Origin of the sequence: Hydrogenovibrio marinus, assembly GCF_013340845.1 — a bacterium.
In the GTDB taxonomy this organism is placed as follows: domain Bacteria; phylum Pseudomonadota; class Gammaproteobacteria; order Thiomicrospirales; family Thiomicrospiraceae; genus Hydrogenovibrio; species Hydrogenovibrio marinus.
In genome coordinates this window covers 1,563,086-1,586,229 of sequence record NZ_AP020335.1, presented here as the reverse complement: position 1 = coordinate 1,586,229, position 23,144 = coordinate 1,563,086, and the positions used below count along the sequence as shown (strand labels likewise).

Genomic DNA, 23,144 nt, shown 5'->3' with positions numbered 1-23,144 from the left:
TCAACGTTTATGAAACTACTCATTACAGCCAGAGACCCAGCCACCGCCGTATCTTTTGAAAGATTGATTCCCACCCTGATGTCGGATGACCGTTTTACCATCCGCGTACTTTGCCAACCGCCAGCCTGTCAGATTTTTGCACCACTTGTAGAAGCCTATGCTTCCGCCACCAAACCTTTGACGTTGGTGGAAATGCCAGCAGATGAATTCACACAAGTGATTGAAGACGATTTTCTTAGAAACCAGTTTACCGAGTTTGCGCCTGATGCGGTGCTAACCGGCATTTCCGGGCCGGATACCGGTGTGGATGAAGCGGTTTTGCACTATGCACGCGAACATGGCATCGACAGCTATGCACTACAAAGCTTTTGGGGTGATATGAACCAAGCCTCCGGCGCGATACCCGATACCGCTTTTGTACTGGATGACGAAGCTGTGAGAATCACGCAAAGACGCTATCCGCAAGTGGAAAGCATTGCCATCGGTTCCATCAAGCATATCGACTATCAACATTACGATCCAATATTGGCGCGAGCCAGCCATAGACCCAACCTGGTAGATTTTTCAGATGAAAAGAAGGCTGGAAAGCCTGTTGTTTTAGGGTTTTATGGACAACCTATTTTGGAGATTCCTGGTTACTTTGCCACGATAGAAGCCTTGACCCGTCAACTGTCCAAATGGCAAAGACCTTTCAAACTGATGTACCGCCCACACCCTAAAGAATCCGATGAGCTTCGCCACAAAACCCTGAGTTTGTTTCAGGAGGCATTTGGTGACGATGTGTTCTTGGATAACTTTAATGACATCAAAGACAGCTTGGTTGTGTGTGATTTGGTGCTGAGTGCGTTCTCCACTTGCGGGTTTGATAATTTATACCTGAATGAAATGGCGCCGGAAGCTTTTAATAGCAGTGTTTATCTTTGGTTTGAACCTGAATTGATTGCTTGGTGGCAGGAATACAGTCATCTGCAAGAAATGCCGTTGATTAGTGAAGATTTGTTACTGTCGGTCGATAAAGAAGAGCAGATGCTAGAAGTTTTTGAGCAAGGACTGACACAACCAGTACAACAGCGACTGTGGCGACAAGCCAAAGCGCACTTACCAAGTGCGAGCGAGTCGATAAATATTCTGGTGAATAAGATTTGGTCGGATTTTTGCTCAAAGCAAGATAGATAAAAAAACAATGACACACTAAGGGAACACGGATGACACAACAGGCAAATATCTTAGCCTTGATTCCAGCAAGAGGTGGCTCTAAAGGGTTGATCGGAAAGAACCTTTATCCGATTTTAGACAAACCGCTATTGCAATACACCATTGATGAAGCGCAGAAAAGCCGTCATATCACTAAGTTGATGATGTCGAGTGAAGACGTGGAGATCAACCGTTATGCAGAAAGCCTTGGTGTAAAGGTGAACTATATTCGCCCAGCATCGCTTGCAGAAGATCACACGACCACCGCAGAAGCGGTGTTGCATGCCCTTGATTGGTTAGAAGAAAGAAATGAATTGCCCGATGCAATTATCTTGCTTCAGCCGACGTCTCCATTGAGAACCGTAGAGGAAATGGATGATGCCATTGAGCAGTTCCTGGCGAGTGACAAGCAGTCGTTGGTCAGTGTTCAGCCGATGAAGGAGCACCCATTTAAATGTATCCAGCAACAAGACGGTGAGTGGCAATATCTTGCCAAACCGGAGAAGTTTGTTTCTCGCCGTCAGGATTACACCAATGACTATTATGTCATTAACGGCGCTATCTATATTGTGACGCCGCAATGGTTGCGGGAAAAGGGGGAGTTTACTGGAGAAGGGGAATCCGAACTGTTTGTGATGGATTGTATTTCCGGTGTCGATATCGACGATTTGACAGACGTATTCCAAGTTGAAGCCTTGTTGAAAATGCGTCAGATGCAGCTTAAATAAGAGGGCGGTGCGATGGATTTGTTTGATTGGCAGATGATTGCAATTGATGAAAGCGCAACCGTTCGTGAAGCATTGACCGTGCTTGACCAACAGGCGATGCAAATCGTTTTGGTAGTGGACGAACACCAGCAATTAAAAGGAACGGTAACGGACGGAGACATCCGCCGTGGTTTGCTACGAGGTGAAACGCTGGACAGCCTGATCACCAGTGTAGCGAATAAAAGCCCGACCGTAGGTTATGAATCGGAAACCGAGATTGTCTGGCGCCAGCACATCAAACGTCGCTCGTTGCGACACTTGCCGATCTTGAATGACAACAAACAAATCGTTGCACTTTATTATCACAAAACCCAATCTACGCCACGACGCAACAACCCGGTTGTATTGATGCTGGGTGGTTTGGGAATGCGTTTAAGACCTTTAACCGAGACAATTCCAAAACCAATGTTGCCAGTCGGTAATCAACCGATTTTGGAAACCATCGTCAAGCATATCGCCGATCAAGGGTTTACCGAGTTCTATTTTTGCATCAACTATTTGGGTGATAAAATTCGCCAATATTTTGGTGACGGAAAGCAGTGGGGGATACATATCACCTACATCGAGGAAACTAAACCATTAGGCACGGCAGGGGCATTGAGTCTATTGCCAGAGCCTGCGAAATCGGTAGATGAACCTTTGATTGTGATGAATGGTGATTTGCTGACCAAGGTCGATTTCCGTTCTTTGCTGGAGTTTCATCAAGAACATAAGAATACGGTCACAACTTGTGTCAGAGAATATTCACATCAAGTACCTTATGGCGTGATTGAAATGGAAGGGCCGTATATCAATCAACTGGTCGAGAAACCGATTTACCGTTATTTTGTGAATGCCGGTATTTATTGTTTGTCTCCGGGTGCGTTGGGCAGAATTCCTGATAACGCGTTTTTTGATATGCCAACATTGGTTGATGATGTCATTGCGGATGGTCAAAACTCAGGGGGATTCCCGCTGACAGAATATTGGATGGATATTGGGCATATTCCAGACTATGAACAAGCCCAGGCAGACTATGAGGTCTATTTTAAGTAGTTAAAGTCTCTTGTGTTTACAAAGTAAAAAGCCGACGTTATGTCGGCTTTTTTGTGCACTAGTGTCTGGGCTGAGTGGCCAGAGCCATCAATTCGTCGGAAACGGAATTGTCTGGCTCAAGTGCCTTGATCTTATTGATGGCCTCTATCGCTTCTTCTTGAATGTTTAAGTGAATCAGCAGTTTGGCGACCTTAATCCAGGTAGCGGCATCGTCAGCATGCTTTTGCAGGTAGTGGAAATAGATTTCTACCGCACTGGAACCGTCGCCCATCGCCGCTAACATGTCAGCATAAGAGACAAAGAATTCGTCGGAATAATGTGTCAAAACTTCCAGCGTGTTAAGCGCATTGTCATAGTCTTTCTTCATCAACAGAATGTTGAGTACACGTTTTAAGCCTTCAAGCAAAAGCTTGTTGTCTTTGATTTGAATGAAGCGGTCTACGGCATCATCCGGCATGTCTTTTAATTCATAAAGATAACCTGTTCCTATGTGACAGAGATCTTCAGAGTAGGACAAGTCTTTTTCCGCAATGTAGTTGATCAGCTCTTCCAGCTCGTAAGGACGGTTTTCCGAGAAGTAACGTTTGATACGTTCATATAGCGCGCCAATATTGTCACCTTGAGACTTCAACTGTTGGCTGAGTTTGGTTTCAGTGCGTTGCAACTCTTCGTTAAACGCATCAAGCACTTTTTTTAGTGTGCTTTGCTGTTCTTCAGTCAAGTCATCAATTGACAGGCCATTCATTTTCAACCAAACAAGCGGGCGACCTTCTTCTTGGTATTCCTGCCATTTTTCAATCAATTTGGTAAAGGATTTAGTCCCTTTGGTTTCGTTAATACGATGGTTGAGACGGGTAATCGCCGTTTCAATGGATTTACGCAGGGGAATCGCAGAGTTGATGATGCCGTTGAAATAATGGATGAAAGAGTTTTTGATGTCATCACGAGTCATATTGTCTTCTTTGATACTCGGGTTCATAAACTCTTTGTAGGCTTTGATAGAGTAGTTGAAGATAAACTCCGAATGCTCACCCATGATGTGTGTGGTGTTTTTCTGAGACAAGATGATTTCTTGGGTCAGTTTGTCGGTTTCATCAAGGTTAACGAAAAGTTTCTTCGCGATTTTCTTACCGTTTTTCGCTTCTTTAACGGCATCTTTACAAATATCTCGCATTTCCTGGCAATAGGTTTTGGCGTAGTCCAAGTGTTTTTTATAGTCGTTCAAATCAAAATGCAGGATGTCTTTCATTGTCTGAACGGCATCGGCTTTTTGGGTCTCAGGCAGAACGATTTCTTCTGGGCGGCTATAAGCGACATTTTCCATCAGCGCTGTTTCTGGGCTGAGTGTAAAGAATTTATTGCCAAAGAACTCAATTGCGTGGGCAACCAGTTCTTCCATCCCTTGTCGGGCATTGGCAAAGCTTGGTGTGGTTTCCGCAATGCGCCCGGAATAGGTCTTGACGCGGTTGGTTGCCGTATCTAAGTATTTCCCAGTTTTCGACTCAAGGCTTTCGGACTCGTAGCTTTTACCGTTTTCGCCATAACAGAAATCAACACCTGAGAAGATAATCTGTTCGGATCCTAAATAACCTGCAACCGATGCCATGGTATTGGTCACCGTTGGACCAACGGTGGTGAGGTTTTCTGGTTGCTCATGTAATGAGTCTCGCCAAGGAAACATCAACCCTAAATAAGCATGAAGCCCTGTCCACTCCGCAACAAGTTTGCTGTTGACGTTGTTGGAGTGAACCAATATCGCCGTATCGCCGAACTGAAGAATTTGTTTGCTGTTGTCATAGCTCACATCATGTGGGTCAACCGATACAAAGAAATCTGGCTGAATGCCTTCTTTTTTCAAACGGTTTGCAATACGGGCAGCCGCGAAAATAACCAGTCTATCCTGGTTTTCTTTAATCCAGCCGATGCTGTCATCTAAAGAAGGCCCGCCCCCCATAATAATAGAAGTTGTGCCTTCCAAGGCACGACCAAGGTTGGCCAGTGGCATATTGTTGGATGCTAGGTTTCTGAGTTGACTGTCGATGAAGATATTGTTGATGGCATAACCGCTTTCCGAGGAAGCGAAAATGTTGTATCTATCTAATGCCTGATCCCAGTGGGTGGTGTAGGTTTGACTTTTACCATCAATCACCGCAAGAGATCGTAACAACATGTATCGGTTGTGGGACACGTAATCCGTATATAAGTCATGCAGTACGCCAAAATCCATATCCATCGGTTGCAGGTCAATTATATCTTCATCGATTTTAAAGCGATCTTGTATGTAGTCAATGATTTCAGGGCGCTCCATAATGATGTAATGGCGGCCTCGATCTTTATGGAATTGTTGCAGGTAGGGAATAAGCAGTCCCGAATCAGAGCCAACGATAATGAATAGCATGTTGTCCACATCAAGGGTTTTGCTGAAAACCTTATTGAAGGTCGAAGTGGCACCGACTGTATCAAAAGCGTTTTGGTTTATTTCCTGGAAATAGTTGTCTCCAAAAGCGTTCGTATAGAGTTTTGAGGTATCGATGCTATTCATATGTAAATCACTTGCTCTTTTTTTAAAAAATTTTCATGAAAATTTTTGGGTAAGAATCCTTTAATTTAAAGGCTTTCACGGTGATAACAGGAAGTATGCCAAAAAAAATTGAAAAAAAATTAAGTTTTTTTTCTAAAGATATATAAATACCCGCCGTTAACGATGTTGAGGACAAATAAATTAAGCGTAACGGCCTGTTAGCCAGAAAATGGAATTTGTGACATAACATATGGATTTTGTTAAGATAATTATCAAAGACGTTAACGAAAGTCGCTACACATTACTAGATGAAGGTGAGAGTCATGAACACTCTACAAAACTCTATATCTGCGGATACGCAATATAAAAGTATTGATGTTAGTGCTCAAACAGCGGCATCTTCTGGCGTAATCCAAGATGCTGGAAAAGTTAGTGGCGCTAGCACAAAAAAAGTGACGACGTCTGTCAGCGCGCAGCAGGTAGCGATTAATGCGGCTATATCTTCTACGCATTCAAAGCAGCCACAGGCTACGTCGACTCCAGCATCCAGTAGCAGTTCTTCTAGTAAGGACAATAAGCTGGCAATGGAGATATTGAACAACAAGTTGGCGCAGCTGAATAACCAAATGCAATTTAAAAAGGACGAAGTGAGCGGATTGACCTATTTTTCGCTGATTGATTCCACGACACATAAAGTCATTAAGCAGTATCCGTCTGAAGACTTTTTGCATGTCGCAAGGCGATTGACTGAGTACTTGGATCGTGTGAATTCGTCGCAACCCTTAAGTAGTGCAACAGATTCGAGAAGTGTTTCAAGTGCTATAGGTAATATTATTAGCGAATCCGCTTGATTATATAAGTTTGTCCTTTTCGCTAAAGAACGCAGAGAATGAAAATTCTTTGCGTTTTTTGTTTCTGATGTTTGGTTTTTCGACCTTTGTTGTGTTTAACCTCTTTATTACGCCTAACTATATATGTTCTTTTCCACGCGTATCATAGCTATTAACGCTGCTTAATCCTTGATTTTAAAGATGATTGACTAAAAGTGGCAATAAAAAGACAAATGTTAAGTTATTGATATTTATATAAAAATATATTTTTTTTGTTTTTTTTCTCAATTCTGTTCAAGTTTTTAATTTCTTACCCGATAACTAAACTGAAAGGAAAATGTTTTAAATACTGAATTAGCGTGAAGTGTTTAGGACATAGCAAATTTAGCTATATCTAAAGTAACCACTTGGGAGTAAGTATTATGGCTATGGTAATCAACACAAATATCGCTGCTGAAAATGCAGTACGTTTGTTGGACAGATCTCAAAAAGAAATGTCTACCTCTATGGAACGTTTGACTTCTGGTCTACGTATCAACAAAACTGCGGATGACGCGGCAGGTAAAGCGGTTGTAATGTCTATGACATCACAGGTTCGTGGTACCACAATGGCTATCCGTAACGCAAATGATGGTATTTCTCTTGTACAGACTGTTGACGGTGCTGCAGAAGAAACGGTAAACATGCTTTATCGTGTTCGTGAGCTAGCGGTTCAGGCATCCAACGCCACCTACAGTTCAGCTCAGCGTTCACAAATGAACCTTGAAGTTTCTCAGTTGAGAATCGAGATGAACCGTATCGCTTCAACCACTAAATTTAACGGTGTTAAGTTGATGGCGTCTAGTAAGACTGTTTCCATCCAAGCTGGTTGGGAAACTGCTTCTCAAAACACAGTTAAAATCTCACTTAAAACTATGAACGCATCTGCTTTAGGTGTAACTGGTACTATCCAGACAGCAGCTTCAGCACTAGGTGTAATGTCACAGGTTGATGCAGCCCTAGGGTCAATCGCAAAAACTCGTGCGAAGTACGGTGCGGTACAAAACCGTTTGGACTACACAGTATCGAACTTGCAGAACGTAAACGAAAACATCATGGCGGCAAGAAGCCGAATCGAAGATGCTAACTTTGCGACTGAAAGTGCGAACTTGGCAAGAACTCAGATCCTACAACAAGCAGGTATGAGTATGTTGTCTCAAGCGAACCAATCGCAACAAAACGTACTAAGCTTACTTCGATAAGTGAAGTCTTAAGCCAGGGCAACAGCTCTGGCTTATCCCTTTATAAAACATATCTACCTTAGTTCTCTTGCTTTAGAAATAAAGTAAATGTGTTTTTAAATGCATTCAATATTCAGATGATAGATTTTGAATAAAAGATAGCTGTAACCCTTACAGCAATTATTCTCAAGGTTTCCCTTGTGTGTTAACGGCATTGTTCAGAAATGGCTTGCCGTTTTTTTTATTCCCGCTTTTAGCTTTTCCAAACGACCTCCGTTTCCCCAACCTGGCAGATTTTGCCATGTACGTCCATGCTCATTATTTTTCATATCTAATTCAGTGTGATCAAAGCATTATTTTTCATTGATTTTTCTAAGTTGTTGAAAAAAATATAGATTTTTTTAGTAAAAAAACTAAAGCATTTGTTTTACTGCCGATAAATAAGTTGAAGGCAGCAAAGAATGCCTCACATAAATATATAAAAAGATACACACACAACACACACAAGGAGAATCACCATGTTAGTGATTAATACTAATATTGCATCTGAAAATGCAGTACGTCTGTTAGACAGATCTCAAAAAGAAATGTCAACCTCTATGGAGCGTTTGACTTCCGGTCTAAGAATCAACAAAACAGCGGATGACGCGGCAGGTAAAGCGGTTGTAATGTCTATGACATCACAAGTTCGTGGTACCACAATGGCTATCCGTAATGCAAATGATGGTATCTCATTGGTGCAAACTGTAGATGGTGCTGCGGAAGAAGTGGTAAACATGCTTTACCGTGTTCGTGAGCTAGCGGTTCAGGCAACCAACGCCACCTACAGCTCGGCTCAGCGTTCACAAATGAACATTGAAGTTTCTCAGTTGAGAATCGAGATGGGGCGTATTGCTTCAACCACCAAATTTAACGGTGTTAAGTTGATGGCATCTAGTAAAACTGTTTCTATCCAAGCCGGTTGGGAAACAGCCTCACAAAACACCATCAAAATCTCATTGAAGCGTGTAGCAGCTTCTGCATTAGGTGTAACAGGTACTATTCAAACAGCGGCATCTGCACTTGGTGTAATGTCACAGGTTGATGGTGCGTTGGTATCGATTGCGAAGACACGTGCTAAGTACGGTGCGGTACAAAACCGTTTGGACTACACCGTATCGAACTTGAAGAACGTAAACGAAAACATCATGGCGGCAAGAAGCCGAATTGAAGATGCAGACTTTGCGACTGAAAGTGCGAACTTAGCAAGAACTCAGATCCTACAACAAGCAGGTATGAGCATGTTGTCTCAAGCGAACCAATCGCAACAAAACGTTCTAGGTCTGTTGAAATAATCAGGTATTAGATTGATACGAGTTTGTTTTTACTCTGGAAATACCTTACAGGTAAACTCCAGAGTAAGGACAGGTTCGCAACTTACTTTGCGGAGATAAGGAAACTACCTGTATTCAACCAGTTTTTATGTATCCGATTTCGAACCAACACTGACGAGATTTGATACATCAATACTGGTGATTGAAAAAGCTGATGCATTGTTGCATTGAAGTATTGAGTAAAAATTCAAGGGTTGACCCTGATTAAGAGCTTTATAAAAACTAACGAAAGTTATATCATATTAGCTTAGGAGTTTTCCTTGTGTGTTAACGGCATTGTCCAGAAATGGCTTGCCGTTTTTTTTATTCCCGCTTTTAGCTTTTCCAAACGACCTCCGTTTCCCCAACCTGGCAGATTTTGCCATGTACGTCCATGCTCATTGTTTTTCATATCTAATTCAGTGTGATCAAAGCATTATTTTTCATTGATTTTTCTAAGTCGTTGAAAAAAATATAGATTTTTTTTAGTAAAAAAACTAAAGCATTTGTTTTACTGCCGATAAATAAGTTGAAGGCAGCAAAGAATGCCTCACATAAATATATAAAAAGATACACACACACAACACACACAAGGAGAATCACCATGTTAGTGATTAATACTAATATTGCATCTGAAAATGCAGTACGTCTGTTAGACAGATCTCAAAAAGAAATGTCAACCTCTATGGAGCGTTTGACTTCCGGTCTAAGAATCAACAAAACAGCGGATGACGCGGCAGGTAAAGCGGTTGTAATGTCTATGACATCACAAGTTCGTGGTACCACAATGGCTATCCGTAATGCAAATGATGGTATCTCATTGGTGCAAACTGTAGATGGTGCTGCGGAAGAAGTGGTAAACATGCTTTACCGTGTTCGTGAGCTAGCGGTTCAGGCAACCAACGCCACCTACAGCTCGGCTCAGCGTTCACAAATGAACATTGAAGTTTCTCAGTTGAGAATCGAGATGGGGCGTATTGCTTCAACCACCAAATTTAACGGTGTTAAGTTGATGGCATCTAGTAAAACTGTTTCTATCCAAGCCGGTTGGGAAACAGCCTCACAAAACACCATCAAAATCTCATTGAAGCGTGTAGCAGCTTCTGCATTAGGTGTAACAGGTACTATTCAAACAGCGGCATCTGCACTTGGTGTAATGTCACAGGTTGATGGTGCGTTGGTATCGATTGCGAAGACACGTGCTAAGTACGGTGCGGTACAAAACCGTTTGGACTACACCGTATCGAACTTGAAGAACGTAAACGAAAACATCATGGCGGCAAGAAGCCGAATTGAAGATGCAGACTTTGCGACTGAAAGTGCGAACTTAGCAAGAACTCAGATCCTACAACAAGCAGGTATGAGCATGTTGTCTCAAGCGAACCAATCGCAACAAAACGTTCTAGGTCTGTTGAAATAACAAAACAAAAAAGCCCCAGATAGGGGCTTTTTTGTTTAAGTTGGCGCATAATTTGTTTAGAAGCTTTTCTCTAACCATGAATAAATATTGAAAAGTCTTCTTCTATGTTTAAAGTTATTGCTCAGTTGGCCGATTTAGTCATCAAGAGCTATAATAAAACAACGAGCAGCTCGGTTAAGTTATTAAAACTTGCACGCCTTGAGACTGGAGAAAAGTTATGACCACATCAACAACACCAACGAATAGTGAAATTGGTGCTAGCATATTAAACTCTTTGGGAGCTAATAAGTTTGACGTTACAACCATAACGAAAACATTAGCGACAGCATCTGTAGCAGCACAAAGAGCGAACCTGGATGCTCAAAACACCAAATACACAACACTTCAAAACGGCTTTGACACTTTAAAGCAAGCGCTTGAAGGCTTTTCTTCGCAGATTTCAACGCTAACGGACTTTTCAAATTTTCAGCAAAAAACCATTACGTCCTCTGACGCCAGTGTTATTGATGCGACGGTAACAGGTACGCCTGCAAATGCAACTTATCAGGTTGAGGTTCAAAACCTTGCAACTGCTCAAACGATAGCAACCCAAACAGCTTATTCTTCAGCCGCGACGGCGATTGGCCAAGGGACTCTGTCTATAACTGCAAACGGCACGACAACCAACCTGACAATTGACCCAACGAATGATACTTTGACAGGCATTAGAGACGCTGTTAATGCTGCAGGTATTGGTGTGACAGCTTCCGTAATTAATGTTGGAACAGGGTACAAGCTTGTATTTTCATCGGCCAATACAGGGGCGAGCAATCAGTTCACTGTTTCAGTAACAGATTCTGATGGTAATAACACTGATACAAGTGGTCTATCACAATTAATCAATGCCAATATGAATCAAACCGTAGCGGCACAAGATGCTACTTTTGTCTTGAATGGCTTGAGCATTAATAGCGCTTCCAATAATGTTTCAGGCATCATTGATGGCGTGACTTTGAACTTGAAGGGTTCAGCGCTAGGGCAAACAAAAACATTACAGATTTCTTCAGATACCAGTAAGTTAGATCAAAGCATTTCGGATTTTGTTGACCTATATAACTCATTAGACAATATCTTTAAAACGCTAGGATCTTATGACAAGCCACCAACAGATGCGAGTGGTAACCCTGTACAGGGAGATCAAACAGGTGCGTTGAAAGGTGACCCAGCATTAAGAGAAATTAAAAACCAAATTCGTCAATCAATGATTGAGTCTATTCCAGGGCTTACGGGTGCTATCCAGTCATTTGCTGATATCGGTATTACATCTAACTTGGATGGGACATTAAGTCTAGATAAAACCATGTTATCTAATGCGTTGGCAACTAGCCCGGATGCGGTTGGAAAATTGTTTGCTGCAAATGCCACAGCGACCGACAGCTTGGTGACTTACAAAGGGTCAACGACGGATACGGTTGAAGGTACTTATAACCTGACCGTAAACGTTGCTGCGGCACAGGCTTCTATTACCGGCGGCGCGACTGGTGGCGGTAATATCACTATCGACAACACAAACAACACTTTGCAAGTCAGTGTGGATGGAACCAGTTCTTCGACATTAACGCTTGCAGCAGGAACCTATACGCCAAATGATTTGGCAACAGCGATCACGAGTGCAATTAATAATGATAGCGCGATTAAGGCCGGTGGTAGTAGTGTGTCCGTTCAGTACGATACGACTACTCAAGCATTCACGATTAATACGAATAAGTATGGTTCTGCATCTACCTTGTCGTTGGATAGTGGAACACTGTTGACATCTGGTGTAACTGGTTTAGCTGTGACTGCACAGGTGACAGGTCAAGATGTTCAAGGGTCGCTTGATCAAAACGGTAGCTTCTATACTTTTATAGGGAAAGGGCAAGATGTCACAATTAACAGTATCTTGGCCGGTTCTCCAAAAGGCTTAGAGTTTAATGTTGACGGTACACAAACAGGTGCTCGTGGAACCATTACGTTTAACCGTGGTTATGCAGATAAACTAACAAAATTGTTTTCAGGGTTGAATGATACTTCAACGGGTCTGATTGGAACTCGTTTATCGAATATTCAAGACAAACTTGACAGGGTGAAAGAAGAGCAAACAAAAGTCGATGACCGCTACAACAAAATATTGGCGCGTTACCAAGCTCAGTTTGGTGCTTTGCAAACATTGTTGAACCAAATGGATAGCACCAGACAGTCTTTATCAAGCTCTTTAGCGGGCATTTTAAGCAGCAGTACTGGAAAATAATAAATCAATAGCCAGAAGTAAACCAAGGGAAGTATTATGAATCCATTGATGAAACAGAAATTCCTAAACCAATACCAACAAACTTCATTGGAAACGGGTTTAGAGAATGCGTCTCCTCATAAGCTGGTTTCAATGTTGTATGATGGTGCGCTTGAGACCATGGCGAATGCTAAAGGTGCCGTAGAGCGTAAAGATTATGAAGCCAAAGCGCACAATCTAAATCGTGCCATTCTGATCATCGGTACATTGCGTAGCGGGTTGGATATGGAAAACGGTGGAGAGGTTGCTAACAACTATGCGGAGCTTTATGGCTATATCAACCAAAAACTATTGCATGTCAGTTTTAAAAACGATTTGGAAGCCCTAGCAGATGTGATGGATTTGATTCGCAATTTGCGTGATAGCTGGAACTTGATGCCTGACAACATGAAGTCTGCGACTAAAGATCAGTTGGGTAACCTTAAAAAAATGAAGGCTGGACGTGGATAATCAAGTTGTACAGTGCCTGCATCATTCAAAATTGATGCTTATGCATGCCGAAAATCAAGAATGGGAAGAGTTCATTGAGCTTCACCCTGTTTGGGAAGATGAAATCGGCAAGTGTTTCGTTGGTATCACTCCGCAAGAAGATGCTGAAGCTTTAGCAAGCATTTTGGTGGAGTTGATAGCAGATGTCGATAAAATTCAAGGGCTTATCAAGAGCCGTATGTCTGAAATTGAAAATAATTTCTCACGAGTTATTCAGCAACAGAAAGCAATGAATAGCTACTTAAAATAACCCTAAAACTTCTAAGATCATTCTTTTAATTTAAAAATCGTGCCAAATTTTTGACATCCCGCTGAAAAACCGCTATAAAGTAGGAAATGTCGAAAACGGAACGGCGACTAGATGTCTCAAGAACTTTTAACCTCTTTGGTTGGCAACGGGCCAGCCATGCAGAAAGTCAAAAAACTCATTCTTCAAGTGGCGAAAACAGATGCCACAGTTCTTATTCTTGGTGAATCAGGCACAGGTAAAGAAGTCGTCGCACAATCGTTGCATACGGTTTCAGCTCGGTCAGATAAGCCATTTGTCCCTATCAATTGCGGCGCTATCCCAGGCGAACTCCTAGAGTCCGAGTTGTTCGGTCATGAAAAAGGTGCGTTTACCGGCGCGATTACTGCTCGAAAAGGGCGTTTTGAAATGGCTGAGAAAGGCACGATTTTCCTGGATGAGATTGGTGACATGCCTTTGCCGATGCAGGTCAAACTGTTGCGAGTGTTGCAAGAACGTATTTATGAGCGTGTGGGCGGTACGCGAAGCTTAGAGTGCGATGTACGCGTTATTGCAGCGACACACAGAAATTTGGAAGACAATATTTCTGAAGGCAAGTTTAGGGAAGATTTGTTTTATCGCTTAAACGTTTTCCCTATCGAAATGCCGGCTCTAAGAGAACGCCCAGAAGATATTCCAGATTTGTTCGAGTTCATGTTTCAAAAAATCAAAGGGATGAGCCGAGAGATACCACTCATTTCCGAAAGGGCAATGATTGCTTTGCAAAATTATTCTTGGCCTGGAAATGTACGTGAGCTTGGTAATCTTGCAGAAAGATTGTCTATCCTATTTCCTGGTCTCACTGTCGACTATGATGACCTTCCTGAAAAGTACCAAGTTGAGCTAAAAGAAAATGCTTCTCTCATTAAGGTGAGTGATACTTCATTAATTACCTCGAATAAAGCGTTAGTCGCTGATGATGAATCAAAAACTGATGTTCCTGAAGTGAGTAACAGTGAAGAATTGCCCGGTGTAGAAGGGGCTGTTGTTTATGAGAGTGGGTTAGGTCGTATTCCTGACTTAGAGTCCGGTTTGGACTTGAAGTCATATTTGGTTGAAATGGAAGTTCAGCTAATTCAGAGAGCTTTGGCACAAACAGATGGGAATGTTTCGCAGGCAGCGAAACTCTTACAGACCAACAGAACAACGTTGGTTGAAAAAATTCGCAAATTTAACCTTTAAACTTAAGAGTCGTGTGTGTCTGAAAATACAGAACTCGAACAAAAACGGTTAGCCGAATTGGAAGCAGCCTTTGAGCTGTTCAATCAAACGTCTTCGCAATTGACGCAAGCCTATGAATCTTTACAGAATCAGGTTGAAGATCTTCAGACAAAACTAGCTGAGAGTGACAGAGAGAAACAAAAAGTCGGCGAGCGTCTTGAGCAGCTCCTGAACCTTTTGCCGGCGGGCGTTATTGTTCTGGATTTAGATCAAAAAATTATTGACCTTAATCCTGCTGCTATCGCTATTCTTGGGCGAGATGCCATTGGTCGTCAATGGGATGTTGTGGTGAGAAATGCATTTTTGATGCAAGACGATGCGGGGACATTGTTAACTCACAATCGGATGGCCTACCAGCTTTCAGAGTCTGTATTGACCTTTTCGGAAACGGAAAGAGAATCTTCTCAGCCAGTTGGAAAGATTTTGTTGATACAAGATGTGACTGATGCGCGCAATTTACAACAGCATATCAGTCGTTATCAACGTTTAAGCTCAATGGGTGAAATGGCTGCTTCACTTGCTCACCAAATCAGAACCCCTTTAGCTTCTGCATTGCTCTATGTTTCGCAACTAGGCTCCGAAGAGCTGGATGATGACAAGCGACAAAAGTTTGTCGACAAGTCTTTGAAAAGCTTACACCACCTTGAAAACCTGATAAAAGACATGTTGCAATATGCAAAAGGTGGGCGTGTTCATGATAAAAAAATTCAGATTGCAGAATTAATTGAAAATGTTAAGCACGCCGTAGAAAGTCGTGTAGAGCAGTCGGAAAGCGAAATACGCTATGAAACGATTTCTGAAGAATTCTATGTGGTCGGCGATACTGATGCGCTCTTGACAGCATTACAAAACTTGGTGATAAATGCGATAGACGTTGTACATAAGCATGCGTATATCACAGTGGATGTTAGAAAAATCACAGAGGGCCAAAGAGAAATGGTGGATATTAGAATTTCAGATCGTGGCCCGGGAATTGATGAAACCTTATTGAATAAGGTTTTCGAACCTTTTTACACAAGTCGTGCTCAGGGAACCGGTTTGGGTTTGGCGGTCGTGCGTGCGGTGGCAGAAGCGCATGATGGCGAAGCTTGGGTGATGTCCGTCCAGGGAAAAGGGGCGACATTTGGTATTAGACTGCCACTGATTCAAACGAAGGAGGCTGCATGACGATTGCAAAGATTTTGATTGTCGAAGATGACAGCAAACTTCAAGAAGCTCTAGTCGATACGCTTGAGTTGAACAAATTTGAAGTCGTTGCGGTGAGCTCTGCACAAGATGCTCTAGTCGCTTTGGATGATGAGATTGCTATGGTGTTCTCGGATATTCGTATGGATGGTTCTATGGATGGCTACGAGTTGATGAAACGCATTCGTGCAATCAAACCCTATTTACCGATTGTTTTGATGACTGCGTATGGCACGGTTGAGCAGGCAGTAGAAGCAATGAAAGCCGGTGCAGTGGATTACATCCTGAAGCCATTTGAAGCCGATATTCTTGTGGAAAAAGCCAAAGCCTACTTTTATCGTGATGCTTCCAGTACAGAGGATTTTGTAACGGCCGATCCTGCGATGATTCAGCTTAAAGCGATGGCGCAGAAGGTTGCAGACAGTGAAGCCAGTGTCATGATTTCCGGTGAAAGTGGTACGGGTAAAGAAGTGTTAGCACGCTTTATTCATAATAATTCCAAAAGAAAAGACCAACCATTTATTGCGATTAACTGTGCAGCCATTCCTGAAAATATGTTGGAAGCCACTTTATTTGGTTATGAAAAAGGCTCCTTCACAGGAGCCTTAAAATCTATGCCTGGAAAGTTCGAGCAAGCGCAGGGCGGTACCATTTTTCTTGATGAGATAGGTGAGATGAAAGCTGACCTGCAAGCCAAGCTACTGCGTGTGTTGCAAGAAAGGGAGGTGGAGCGTATTGGCGGGTTGAAGTCGGTGGATTTGGATGTCCGAGTATTGAGCGCTACAAATGTTGATATGAAAAAAGCCATTATGAATGGTGATTTCCGTGAAGACCTATTCTATCGACTCAATGTATTTCCAATTAAATTGCCTTCGTTGAAAGAGCGACCTAAGGATATTGCCGCGATTGCGGAAAGATTGTTGCAAAGACACTGTGGTAATAGTCGTGTTGAACCCATGATGTCAGCACCTGCCATGAAAGCACTGTTACAGTATCCGTGGCCGGGTAATATTCGAGAGTTGGATAATGTTATTCAGCGCGCCTTGGTTGTGATGTCTGGTAATACCATTCATGAAAACGATATTTTGTTGGATGATGTTCCTCGGTATGCCCCAGCTGCTCCAGAGGAAACCTCGGAAGCTCCGAAAACCGTTTCTATGCAAGAAGCATCTGAAATGGATGATATGCTTGAATCAGAACCTATGTCTATGGATTTGAAAGAGCGAGAAGTGCAGCTGATTTTAGAAACGCTTAAAGCCAACGACGGCCATAGACAAAAAACGGCAGAGGCCTTGAATATCAGTCCTAGAACGCTTAGATACAAATTGGCGAGATTCAAAGAACAAGGTTTAGAAGTTATGTAATTCGACATTTGTCGGGAGCCCCCAACCTGGCAGATTTTTGAAGTCGGAAATTTGACACTTTTTTGGCATGTCAATTGCTGAATTGTGTCATAATTGAAAGAAATTGACGGTTAGTTTATTTAAGATAGAATGCTTAAATACGCTGATTGTAGACACTGGAGTGGTTGAAAGAATGAGTCAAACAATTGATACGCAAAGCTTAATGATGCAAATGCGAGCACTTGCTTCTGAAGCTGCATCCAAATCTGCGCAGCCAGCTGAACAAGCGACGGGGATGAAGAGTGCGGAAAATTTTGCCGACCTTCTGTCCCAATCTGTGAACGCGGTAGCTGAACAGCAAAATAAAGCTTCTGAGCTGAAAGATGCTTTTGAGCGCGGTGATAAAGTTGATTTGACAGAAGTCATGATTCAGGCACAGAAGGCAAGTTTGTCTTTTCAAGCAATGACACAGGTTCGTAATAAACTTGTAGAAGCTTATAAAGACATCAAGAACATGCCGATTTAATTTACAAGGATTCTGTAGTCGATGGCTGAACAACCTGTAATGGATTCAAACTTGAATACGGTTAAACCGTCAGCGGCATCGACTCTCATTAAAAACCTCACCTCTTTGTCCGTTGCTAAACAAGTTAGCCTTGTCATAGCGCTGGCTGCCGCTATTTCTCTAGCGGTAGGGATTGTTCTGTGGTCGCAGGCGAAAAACTATACGCTTTTATTTGGCAGTATGGACGCCAAAGACCTAACTGAAGTCATTCAAACATTAGACCAGGAAAAAGTCCCTTATAAGTTAGATGAAGGATCCGGCGCGATTCTTGTGCCTGATGATATTGTGCATTCATTGCGTCTTAAACTTGCAGCTCAAGGCTTCCCTAAACAAGCACCTACTGGCTACCAGATTCTAGACCAAGATCAGGGGTATGGGATTTCTCAGTTTAAAGAAACCACCCAGTATCACCGAGCACTAGAAGGTGAGCTGGCCAAGTCTGTAGAGACTATCAATTCTGTGAAGTCGGCGAGAGTCATGCTAGGTCTGCCGAAACGTTCTGTTTTTGTCAGAAAGCAAAGAGATGCGACCGCTTCTGTTGTTGTGACTCTTTACCCAGGACGAGGCTTGAATGACGAACAAGTCAACGCGATTGTGTACTTGGTGTCGTCAAGTGTTCCCAATTTGCAACCGAAAAATGTGACGGTGGTCGATCAGCAGGGTAACTTGTTGACGAGCGATCAGCAAATCGGTGGTATGAGTACGAGCTTGAAGCAATTGGCTTATACACGACAAATCGAAGATACCTTATCACGCAGAATTACCCAGTTACTGTCTCCGATTGTGGGTGGTAATCATAAAGTCCGTGCCCAGGTGACAGCGGAGATGGACTTTACTCAGCAAGAGCAAACAAGGGAAAACTATCAGCCTGATCCCGAAGCTATTCGCTCTGAGCAAGAAATCAAAGAAGTGAATAATAAGCCTGATCCAGGCGGAATCCCAGGTGCGTTAACCAACCAACCACCAAGAGCTGGTGTGGCACCAGAAACGGGTTATAAATCTTCAGGTGCTTCTGGTGGTGTTCAAAGCTCAAAAGAAAAAACCACTAAAAACTATGAGTTGGATCGCACGGTTTCACATATCAAAAATGCAGTCGGTTCTATCAGACGTCTTTCCGTTGCTGTGGTTATCGATGATAAAACAGATGTAGATGCTGAAGGTAAGACCAGTAAGAAACCGCTGACGGAAGACGAATTGAAACGTTATCGTCAATTGGTTAGTGATGCGGTTGGGCTTGATGAAACTCGTGGTGATACATTAAGTATTGTCAATGCTGCCTTTGCGCCAGAAGTTCAGCAGTCATATGAAGTACCTAAGATTTGGGAACAATCATGGTTCTGGAATTTGGTCAAACAAGTGCTTGCAGGTCTTGCGGTGTTGATCATCATCTTCGGTGTGATTCGTCCGATGTTGAGGGATTTGTCGAAACAAGACGAAGCCTTTAACGATTACCTAGAAAATGTTCCTCTGGAAGAAGAAGAGCTGGAAAATGCAGACGAGATTTCTAAAGCGCTTGAACAGATGAATGAAGAGGTTAAAGCGACCGCAGAAGAAGTACAAGAAGAGTCTCAGGAAGAGAAAGAAGTTATTGAGAAAGTTAAAGCCATTGTTGCAGCCAACCCGAAAGTGGCATCGCATATTATTAAGCAATGGATGAAGCCGTCGGAAAAAAGGTAAGTAGTCATGCCTAAGTCAAATATTGAAGAAGTTGAAGAAAAAGAACTGACTGGTTTGGAAAAAGCTTCCATTCTACTGTTGGCTTTGGGTAAAGATACGGCCTCTAAAGTGTTGGCGCATTTGAACCCGAGAGAAGTCCAGCAAATCGGTACAGCGATGACAAGTGTGACGGATGTTTCTCACAGTGATATCCATTATGTCATGCATGACTTTATGGATGAGTTAGGGGAAGATGCACTTGGTGTTAACCCTACCGAGTATGCGCAGTCGTTGATGGTAGATGCACTTGGCGACGGCGGCGGCGGTTTGATGGATGCCGCGATGTTAGGAGATCAAATTAAGGGCTTGGAAGCATTGAAATGGATGCATCCATCAACTATCTCCAATATGTTGCGCAATGAACACCCTCAGGTTACAGCGATTGTTTTGTCTTACTTTGATCCAGAATTATCCGCTGAAATCCTGAGAGGTTTGCCGGAGCGGTTCCAATCGGAAATTGTTTATCGTATTGCAACGTTAACCACTATTCAGCCTAGAGCACTATTTGATTTGAATGATGTTATTCAAAATGCATCAAGTGATGGTGAAGGTGGTAAGCTGGCAACAATTGGCGGTGAGAAAAAAGCGGCGGAAATCCTCAACTTTGTTGGTAGTGGTATTGATTCACGTGTGTTGGACGATATTGCGGTTGAACATGAAGATATCAGTAAAGCGATTCAAGACAAAATGTTCGTCTTTGAAGATATTAGTGGCATTGAACCTCGTGGTGTTCAGACAATTCTTTCCGAAGTACCGAATGAAGTGCTTAAGGTTGCATTGAAAGGTGCGGATCAAGATATGATCGACCTATTCCTTGGTAACATGTCTAAACGTCAGGCTGAAATGTTGAAAGAAGAGCTCGAAATGAGTGGGCCAGTCAAACTCAGCGATGTTGAAGATGCGCAAAGATCTATTATTCAAACGGTTAGGCGTTTGGCAGACGAAGATAAGATCGTTATGCCTGGCGGTGGTGAGGAGTTTGTATAATCTATGTCGATGGAGACTGAAAAGGAAGGTGTGTCGTCAAGCATTGATGAACAAGAAGATATTCCTCAAGCGACCGTAATCAGTTCGGATGCTTTCAATGCTCCCGAGGTAAAAGCCTGGAAATTTGCCAACCTAGAAGAACAGGCAAAACAGGAACATCAAAAAATTCGTGATGATGTGCTAGAAAAGCTTCGTAAAGAAGTGGAGCCTCAAGTTCGTGAACAATCCATATTGATTAAAAGGCAAGCCTACGAAGAAGCTCAGAAGAAGGGTTATGAAGAAGGGTTCCAGCAGGGTGTTAAGGCAGGGCGATTAGAAGGCAAAAGCCAAGCTCAGAAAGAAGCCGAAGAACGTCTAACTCCTCAGGTCAAATCTTTGCAAGAACTTGCAGAATTCATGGTTGCACCTTATCAACGTATAACGGAGCAAGTATTTGCCCAGTTAGCCGCGTTGTCGATTGAAATTGCCAAAAAAGTCGTTGAGAAGGAAATCGTTCAGCACCAGGATTGGGTTCTTGAAGCGGTAAAAAAATCGGTTAATCGTCTTCCAAATGAGATTGAACCGATAGAAGTGCATTTGAATCCCGAAGACAAACAAATCGTAGAAACTTATGCGGAAGATTCTCGAACCAATTGGGTGTTGATCGCGGATGAAAATATTTCTATCGGCAGTTGTAAGGTTAAACAGAATGCATCAACCTTGGTTAACGATTGGCGAGAGCAGTTGGAAACCTTGTTAGAGGAAACCTATTCCATTGCAGAAAAACTTTCGGAACCCGAAGAAACAACGGCTTCAGCTGAAGACGCTAATCAAGAACAAACTGTAGACGAAACATCTTCTTCGCCTAACCTATAGAGAGAAGATGCCATGCTTAAACAGCTTTTCAATCAATATTTATCCCACAAAACCTCAGAACTCATTGAGCAGATTCCTGAAGTTTCCCCTTTGAGAGTAGAAGGGCGACTTACTCGAAGTGTTGGAATGACACTTGAAGTTGAAGGAACTTATGCACCTATTGGCTCAAGATGCCAAATTCAGTCTCAATCACATGGTGATGTTGAAGCTGAAGTGGTCGGGTTCAATGGTGATCGTTTATTTTTGATGCCCATTGGCGATGTTCAGGGCTTAGAGTCAGGCGCAAAAGTGACACCAATACCTGGTGGTATCAAGGTTGGGGTTAGTGAGGCTATGTTGGGACGAGTGTTGGATGGAGCTGGAAAACCCTTGGACGGTAAATCACCAGTTGTTTGTGAGGATCGCGTTCCGCTTCATGGTAGGAAAATCAATCCTTTGGAGCGCAGTCCAATCGAAGAACCATTGGACGTCGGTATTAAGGCAATCAATGCATTATTAACAATTGGCAAAGGTCAGCGTGTTGGCTTGATGGCAGGAACCGGTGTTGGTAAAAGTGTGCTGCTGGGGATGATGACTCGCTACACGGAGGCCGATATCGTTGTTGTTGGTTTGATTGGTGAACGTGGTCGAGAAGTAAATGATTTTGTAAGGAATAATTTAGGACCTGAGGGGTTGAAGCGAGCAGTAGTTATTGCAACGCCTGCAGACGTTTCTCCTTTGATGAGAATGCATGGAGCTATGTTGGCAACCGCGATAGCTGAGTACTTTAGAGACAAAGGTAAAAAGGTATTGTTGTTAATGGATTCCTTAACGCGCTTTGCTCAAGCTCAGCGAGAGATTGCGCTAGCAGTTGGAGAACCACCAGCCAGTAAAGGTTACCCGCCTTCGGTTTTTGCAAAGTTACCACAATTGGTGGAAAGAGCGGGTAATGGCTTTGAGAACGGCGGTTCCATAACGGCAATTTATACCGTGTTGGCTGAAGGGGATGATCATGTCGACCCTGTTGTGGATTCAGCAAGAGGGGTGTTGGATGGGCATATTCTGTTATCAAGAGATATTGCTGACTCAGGTCGTTATCCTGCCATTGACATAGAGTCTTCCATTAGTCGTCTGATGATTGATATTGTTCCTAAGGAACAAGTCAGTGTGGCGCGTCGTTTTAAGCAGATATATTCTAACTACCAGAAAAATATCGATCTGATTAACGTTGGCGCCTACCGCCAAGGAAGTGACAGAGAAATTGATTTGGCGATTGCCAAACACCCGATTTTTAATCAATTCCTTTCTCAAGATATCGGTGAAAAATACACGATTGAAGAAAGTGTTCAATCCTTAAAAGCTGTTGTTTCATAAAGTAATTTTCAATGTTAAAACGTTTGGAACGAATGAAAAAGTTGGTCGAACTTGCTCAGGATGATCTTGAAAAAGCATCAACTTATCTGAAAGGAATCCAGCAGCAGATTGCACTGCATCAAAGCCAGATCGAGGCACTAAAATCTTATCAATCTGACTATATCCAGCAGTTAACCCGAAGAGAATCGACAACTTTACAGCAGTTGAATACCACCCAAGCGTTTTTGGATAAGCTCAATACGGCAATTGACCAACAAACTGAAGAAGTGGCGCGCCTTAATCAAGCTGCGGATGAAGCTGAAAAGTCCTGGATTGAATTCAAGACCCGAGAGCAAGCGTTGGTTAAACTTTACGAAAAAATTAAAAAAAATCATGATGTTAAAATGGATAAGGCTGAACAGAAAATTCTTGATGACCTTAGCGGGAGACAGTTTTTTCTCAGAAATCAATTGGATGATTAATCTCGTTTGTTCAATATTTTCTGAAATTGGCTTGCT

Annotated in this window: 20 protein-coding genes; 19 read left to right on the top strand and 1 reads right to left on the bottom strand. The window is 42.6% G+C overall.

Annotated elements, in window-relative coordinates; genetic code table 11:
• The first annotated feature begins 9 nt into the window (after positions 1-9).
• From HVMH_RS07610 to HVMH_RS07600, 3 genes are read left to right on the top strand one after another with little or no spacing between them, the layout of a single operon-like run.
• Positions 10-1,176, top strand: a complete 1,167-nt coding sequence (locus HVMH_RS07610) for a hypothetical protein (RefSeq protein ID WP_029909532.1) — start codon at positions 10-12, stop codon at positions 1,174-1,176.
• A gap of 29 nt (positions 1,177-1,205) precedes the next feature.
• Positions 1,206-1,922: an acylneuraminate cytidylyltransferase family protein gene (locus HVMH_RS07605; protein ID WP_029909529.1), complete on the top strand. Its 717-nt coding sequence runs from the start codon at positions 1,206-1,208 to the stop codon at positions 1,920-1,922.
• Positions 1,923-1,934: 12 nt separating this feature from the next.
• A complete protein-coding gene (locus HVMH_RS07600; RefSeq protein WP_081822695.1) occupies positions 1,935-2,996 on the top strand; it encodes a nucleotidyltransferase family protein in 1,062 nt (353 codons plus the stop codon).
• Between the two features lie 58 nt (positions 2,997-3,054).
• On the opposite strand, the gene HVMH_RS07595 is transcribed toward HVMH_RS07600, so the two are convergent.
• Positions 3,055-5,538 (bottom strand): 6-hydroxymethylpterin diphosphokinase MptE-like protein, encoded by a 2,484-nt coding sequence (locus tag HVMH_RS07595; RefSeq protein ID WP_029909523.1) that lies wholly within the window; start codon positions 5,536-5,538, stop codon positions 3,055-3,057.
• 302 nt (positions 5,539-5,840) lie between these two features.
• Here HVMH_RS07595 and HVMH_RS07590 point away from each other — a divergent pair, with 302 nt between their 5' ends.
• The 16 genes from HVMH_RS07590 (at position 5,841) to fliJ (ending at position 23,108) form a co-directional block, all read left to right on the top strand.
• On the top strand, positions 5,841-6,368 hold the full coding sequence (locus HVMH_RS07590) for a flagellar protein FlaG (RefSeq protein ID WP_029909520.1): 528 nt from the start codon (positions 5,841-5,843) through the stop codon (positions 6,366-6,368).
• Positions 6,369-6,769: 401 nt separating this feature from the next.
• Entirely contained in the window at positions 6,770-7,588 is an 819-nt protein-coding gene (locus tag HVMH_RS07585) for a flagellin N-terminal helical domain-containing protein (RefSeq protein WP_029909516.1), read from the top strand.
• 497 nt (positions 7,589-8,085) lie between these two features.
• The gene (locus HVMH_RS07580; RefSeq protein ID WP_029909510.1) at positions 8,086-8,901 is read left to right on the top strand and encodes a flagellin N-terminal helical domain-containing protein; all 816 of its coding nucleotides are present in this window, start codon (positions 8,086-8,088) and stop codon (positions 8,899-8,901) included.
• Positions 8,902-9,523: 622 nt separating this feature from the next.
• Positions 9,524-10,339, top strand: a complete 816-nt coding sequence (locus HVMH_RS07575) for a flagellin N-terminal helical domain-containing protein (RefSeq protein ID WP_029909510.1) — start codon at positions 9,524-9,526, stop codon at positions 10,337-10,339.
• A 217-nt stretch (positions 10,340-10,556) separates the two neighbouring features.
• Positions 10,557-12,608 (top strand): flagellar filament capping protein FliD, encoded by a 2,052-nt coding sequence (gene fliD / locus HVMH_RS07570; RefSeq protein ID WP_029909505.1) that lies wholly within the window; start codon positions 10,557-10,559, stop codon positions 12,606-12,608.
• Between the two features lie 36 nt (positions 12,609-12,644).
• On the top strand, positions 12,645-13,097 hold the full coding sequence (gene fliS / locus HVMH_RS07565) for a flagellar export chaperone FliS (protein ID WP_029909502.1): 453 nt from the start codon (positions 12,645-12,647) through the stop codon (positions 13,095-13,097).
• Positions 13,090-13,386: a flagellar protein FliT gene (locus tag HVMH_RS07560; protein ID WP_029909499.1), complete on the top strand. Its 297-nt coding sequence runs from the start codon at positions 13,090-13,092 to the stop codon at positions 13,384-13,386. Before fliS ends, HVMH_RS07560 begins: the two co-directional genes overlap by 8 nt.
• A gap of 111 nt (positions 13,387-13,497) precedes the next feature.
• The gene (locus tag HVMH_RS07555) at positions 13,498-14,604 is read left to right on the top strand and encodes a sigma-54 interaction domain-containing protein (protein WP_051622992.1); all 1,107 of its coding nucleotides are present in this window, start codon (positions 13,498-13,500) and stop codon (positions 14,602-14,604) included.
• A 15-nt stretch (positions 14,605-14,619) separates the two neighbouring features.
• A complete protein-coding gene (locus HVMH_RS07550) occupies positions 14,620-15,810 on the top strand; it encodes a sensor histidine kinase (protein WP_029909493.1) in 1,191 nt (396 codons plus the stop codon).
• Entirely contained in the window at positions 15,807-17,192 is a 1,386-nt protein-coding gene (locus HVMH_RS07545; RefSeq protein ID WP_029909491.1) for a sigma-54-dependent transcriptional regulator, read from the top strand. The genes HVMH_RS07550 and HVMH_RS07545 overlap by 4 nt, the downstream gene beginning before the upstream one ends.
• A gap of 172 nt (positions 17,193-17,364) precedes the next feature.
• On the top strand, positions 17,365-17,697 hold the full coding sequence (gene fliE / locus HVMH_RS07540) for a flagellar hook-basal body complex protein FliE (RefSeq protein WP_029909489.1): 333 nt from the start codon (positions 17,365-17,367) through the stop codon (positions 17,695-17,697).
• A 21-nt stretch (positions 17,698-17,718) separates the two neighbouring features.
• Positions 17,719-19,413, top strand: a complete 1,695-nt coding sequence (fliF, locus tag HVMH_RS07535; RefSeq protein WP_029909487.1) for a flagellar basal-body MS-ring/collar protein FliF — start codon at positions 17,719-17,721, stop codon at positions 19,411-19,413.
• A 6-nt stretch (positions 19,414-19,419) separates the two neighbouring features.
• Complete coding sequence (gene fliG, locus HVMH_RS07530; RefSeq protein ID WP_051622991.1) at positions 19,420-20,439, top strand: flagellar motor switch protein FliG; 1,020 nt, start codon at positions 19,420-19,422, stop codon at positions 20,437-20,439.
• Positions 20,440-20,442: 3 nt separating this feature from the next.
• A complete protein-coding gene (locus HVMH_RS07525) occupies positions 20,443-21,294 on the top strand; it encodes a FliH/SctL family protein (RefSeq protein WP_035628843.1) in 852 nt (283 codons plus the stop codon).
• A 12-nt stretch (positions 21,295-21,306) separates the two neighbouring features.
• Entirely contained in the window at positions 21,307-22,647 is a 1,341-nt protein-coding gene (gene fliI, locus HVMH_RS07520; protein ID WP_029909482.1) for a flagellar protein export ATPase FliI, read from the top strand.
• A gap of 11 nt (positions 22,648-22,658) precedes the next feature.
• Positions 22,659-23,108: a flagellar export protein FliJ gene (fliJ, locus tag HVMH_RS07515; protein WP_029909479.1), complete on the top strand. Its 450-nt coding sequence runs from the start codon at positions 22,659-22,661 to the stop codon at positions 23,106-23,108.
• Positions 23,109-23,144 lie beyond the last annotated feature (36 nt).

Excerpts from the sequence above, each read along its gene's own strand:
- HVMH_RS07610 (WP_029909532.1), top strand. The coding sequence starts at position 10 with ATGAAACTACTCATTACAGCCAGAGACCCAGCCACCGCCGTATCTTTT.
- HVMH_RS07605 (WP_029909529.1), top strand. The coding sequence starts at position 1,206 with ATGACACAACAGGCAAATATCTTAGCCTTGATTCCAGCAAGAGGTGGC.
- HVMH_RS07600 (WP_081822695.1), top strand. The coding sequence starts at position 1,935 with ATGGATTTGTTTGATTGGCAGATGATTGCAATTGATGAAAGCGCAACC.
- HVMH_RS07595 (WP_029909523.1), bottom strand. The coding sequence starts at position 5,538 with ATGAATAGCATCGATACCTCAAAACTCTATACGAACGCTTTTGGAGAC.
- HVMH_RS07590 (WP_029909520.1), top strand. The coding sequence starts at position 5,841 with ATGAACACTCTACAAAACTCTATATCTGCGGATACGCAATATAAAAGT.
- HVMH_RS07585 (WP_029909516.1), top strand. The coding sequence starts at position 6,770 with ATGGCTATGGTAATCAACACAAATATCGCTGCTGAAAATGCAGTACGT.
- HVMH_RS07580 (WP_029909510.1), top strand. The coding sequence starts at position 8,086 with ATGTTAGTGATTAATACTAATATTGCATCTGAAAATGCAGTACGTCTG.
- HVMH_RS07575 (WP_029909510.1), top strand. The coding sequence starts at position 9,524 with ATGTTAGTGATTAATACTAATATTGCATCTGAAAATGCAGTACGTCTG.
- fliD (WP_029909505.1), top strand. The coding sequence starts at position 10,557 with ATGACCACATCAACAACACCAACGAATAGTGAAATTGGTGCTAGCATA.
- fliS (WP_029909502.1), top strand. The coding sequence starts at position 12,645 with ATGAATCCATTGATGAAACAGAAATTCCTAAACCAATACCAACAAACT.
- HVMH_RS07555 (WP_051622992.1), top strand. The coding sequence starts at position 13,498 with ATGTCTCAAGAACTTTTAACCTCTTTGGTTGGCAACGGGCCAGCCATG.
- HVMH_RS07545 (WP_029909491.1), top strand. The coding sequence starts at position 15,807 with ATGACGATTGCAAAGATTTTGATTGTCGAAGATGACAGCAAACTTCAA.
- fliE (WP_029909489.1), top strand. The coding sequence starts at position 17,365 with ATGAGTCAAACAATTGATACGCAAAGCTTAATGATGCAAATGCGAGCA.
- fliF (WP_029909487.1), top strand. The coding sequence starts at position 17,719 with ATGGCTGAACAACCTGTAATGGATTCAAACTTGAATACGGTTAAACCG.
- fliG (WP_051622991.1), top strand. The coding sequence starts at position 19,420 with ATGCCTAAGTCAAATATTGAAGAAGTTGAAGAAAAAGAACTGACTGGT.
- HVMH_RS07525 (WP_035628843.1), top strand. The coding sequence starts at position 20,443 with ATGTCGATGGAGACTGAAAAGGAAGGTGTGTCGTCAAGCATTGATGAA.
- fliI (WP_029909482.1), top strand. The coding sequence starts at position 21,307 with ATGCTTAAACAGCTTTTCAATCAATATTTATCCCACAAAACCTCAGAA.
- fliJ (WP_029909479.1), top strand. The coding sequence starts at position 22,659 with ATGTTAAAACGTTTGGAACGAATGAAAAAGTTGGTCGAACTTGCTCAG.